Source organism: Natrinema soli, assembly GCF_028618695.1.
Window position 1 is genome coordinate 1 of record NZ_JAQIVI010000078.1, and the last position, 2,932, is coordinate 2,932.

2 protein-coding genes and 1 pseudogene are annotated in these 2,932 nt (G+C 64.8%); 1 reads left to right on the plus strand and 2 read right to left on the minus strand.

What is annotated here, in order from left to right; all coding sequences use genetic code 11:
- Nucleotides 1-471: 471 nt before the first annotated feature.
- Together PGX04_RS04880 and gatD are read right to left on the minus strand one after the other, a co-directional pair.
- Nucleotides 472-765, minus strand: a complete 294-nt coding sequence (locus PGX04_RS04880; protein WP_273737475.1) for a DUF7521 family protein — start codon at nt 763-765, stop codon at nt 472-474.
- Between the two features lie 365 nt (nt 766-1,130).
- Nucleotides 1,131-2,390: a Glu-tRNA(Gln) amidotransferase subunit GatD gene (gene gatD, locus PGX04_RS04885; RefSeq protein ID WP_273737476.1), complete on the minus strand. Its 1,260-nt coding sequence runs from the start codon at nt 2,388-2,390 to the stop codon at nt 1,131-1,133.
- Nucleotides 2,391-2,526: 136 nt separating this feature from the next.
- Between gatD and PGX04_RS04890 the strand changes: the two are divergent.
- Nucleotides 2,527-2,932: pseudogene (locus PGX04_RS04890) on the plus strand (tyrosine decarboxylase MfnA); the annotation flags it as partial.

The window sequence follows — 2,932 nt, forward strand, 5'->3', positions numbered from 1 at the left end:
GGTCACACCGATGGCTCCCGCGCCGACGACCGCTACCTCGAGCCCTGCGCCCCGTTCGGTGAGCGCGTCCGCACCGACGGCCAGCGCCGGTTCGTCGGCGTCAGTCATGGTCGATCACTCGCGAGAACTGTTCGGCGGAGTCGGCTCGAATCACAGCCGCCGGTGGGACCCACGTGGTCGGGATCGCCGCTCATAGCCACTACTCGTTGCGGGGACCACTTATACTGACGGCTGTCCGTCAGTACGCCCGCCGGGTGGCTGTGACGGCTGGTCCGCGATTGACACGTTTCGTAGCGACCGGGGGCTCTCTAGTACGATCTCTCGTGGACGACCGTGCGCTGGGAGAGACGCGAGGAGGAGGGGTACGACGGCAGGGAGACGGAACTCCATGGTTCAGTGCCCTGTCGCCCTGCCGTACGTTACCGTATCAGTCGATCACCGATAGAAGTGGCTCCAAAACAGTTTGGTTCGTCAGGTGACGTACAACGAACGCGCGATCACGAGAAAGCCAGCGAGGACCAACAGGCTCTCGAGGAGAATGCCGGTCATCAACGGGACGGCGAGAAGTTCGTACAGCATGCCGGCAAGTACCAGCCCGAGGGTGACGAGTCCGAAGCCGAGTGCGAGATAGCCCAGCGCCGGCTGACGGGTCCGTCGATAGGCCTTGTACGCGAAAAACGTGATTACGCCGCCGACGATGAGGACAAGTGTTTTGACGACCGCGAGTGCAATCGCGGTCGGCATTGCCGCGGCGTAAAACGACATAGCTGTTCGTACTCGGATATTCCAGACCCGTACCAAGAACCTTACCGTTCCCGGAAGCCGTGGTCCGTGTCAGCCACCCTCGTGTTCGATCACCGGGGCTTCTCGTACTGTATTCTGGCATAGATCTCTGTCTTACTTCGGACCGACCAGCCGCCGTGCGGTGGCACGCGCTGGGCCGCGGTGAATGTCAATGAACCGCGGCACGAAATCGTGTGAGGGATGAGCGAGCGACGGCAGGAGCGAGCGAATCGGCTGGGGAGGGCGTGGCGATTCCCTGTTGCCACGGCAGCAGGACGCTCTGTTTCACTTCTTTCCACGAGAATCTCCTCCTCCATTCGCGGTTGTCGGCGCTCAGAGAGTCCGATCTATTCCCAGGGTACCGATCGTTCCTGAATCTCGCCGGCCAGCGAGGTTCCCATCGCTTCCTCGACGTCGTTCGAATTCGCGAGCGCCCACATCAGCTTCACCTTGGCCGTCCCCGGCAGCGTGTCGCCGGCCTCGATCACGCCTGCCTCAAGCAGGTCTCGACCGGTATCGTAGACCCGGTCGCAGACCCGCCCCTCGAGACACTGACTGGTCATGACGACCGTCGTCCCGTTTTCGATCAGTTCCTCGATGCGGGGAATCAGATCGGTGTGGACGTGGCCGAGTCCGGTCCCTTCGATGACCACTCCCGCCGAGCCCTCGACCACGTCGAGGAACTGGGGATCCATCCCGGGCGTGAACTTGAGCAGTTCGACGTCCTCCTCGAGATCGGGTTCGATTGAGAGATCGACCGCGTCGCGCTGCCGATAGCCCCGCCGGAAGCTGACTCCTTCGGTCTCGTAGTCGACGTCACCGAGGGGCTCCGCGCCGACGGTCTCGAACGCGTCGCGACGGGAGGTGTGGTTCTTCCGGACGCGGGTGCCTCGATGGAGCGCACAGACGTCGTCCGATTCGGAGGCGTGCATGCAGACCAGCACCTCCGCGCAGTCGCTCTTGGCGGCCTCGACGGCCGAGACGGCGTTCATCACGTTATCCGAGGACGGCCGGTCGGCCGAGCGCTGGGAGCCGGTGAAGACGATCGGCACCGGCGTCTCGAGCATGAACGAAAGGACCGACGCGGAGTACTGCATCGTGTCGGTGCCGTGCATGACGACGACGCCGTCGGCACCGGCCGCGATCTCCTCGGAGACGGCCTCCGCGAGGTCCTGCCAGATCGGCGGCTCCATGTTCTCCGACAGGATGTTGGCGACGACCCGCCCGCGGTAGTTCGCGCGGCCCGCGAGATCGGGAACGGCCCGCAGGACGTCTTCGGCGTCGAACTGCGCCGTCACCGCGCCCGTCCGGTAGTCGATCGTCGAGGCGATCGTCCCGCCGGTCGAGAGCAGCGAAATCGTCGGCAGGTCGTCATCGAACTCGATTTCCGAACTCCCCGCCTCATCGTCCGGTCCCGTCGAGTCCGTCCCGTCGATCTCGTAGACGTCCTCTGCGAGGACCGACACGTCGGCCGCCTCGCGATCGACGCCGACGTTGTAGCCGCCCTCGAGTTTCACTACGAGCCGCTCGTCCGTGCTCGAGGGGAGCAACACGCCTTCGTACGTGCGATCCGCGCGGTCGACGCGGACGCGGTCGCCTGGGTTCATGGGTTGGCGTTGCGCGGCGGCGGACTTGAAGGCACGCTTTCGGCGGCACGTGTCGTCCCGTTTCGACCCGAACGATCTCCGTCGAGAAACGGCGACAAACGTAACAAATAAACCCACGACCGTTAACAGACGTGATATGCAAATCGAGCCGCAAGCGTTCGATCGGGTTCTCTCGTCGATGTGTACGGAACCCCATCCTGCGGCGCGCGACGCGGCCGAGCGGTTTCTCGCGACGAATCCCGGCGATCCCGGCACCTATCCGAACGTGTCGGCGCTCGAAGACGACGCCATCGCCCTCCTGAGCGAGATCGCGGGGCTGGACGAGCCGGCGGGCTACGTCACCAGCGGCGGTACGGAGGCGAACATTCAGGCGGTCCGAATCGCCCGCGATCGGGCGGAGAGCCGCTCGCCGAATGTGGTCATGCCCGAGTCCGGTCACTTCAGTTTCCAGAAGGCCGCCGACCTGCTCGGCGTCGAACTGCGACTCGTCCCGACCGACGCGCGGCATCGGGCCGACCTCGAGGCCGTCCGCGCGAGCGTCG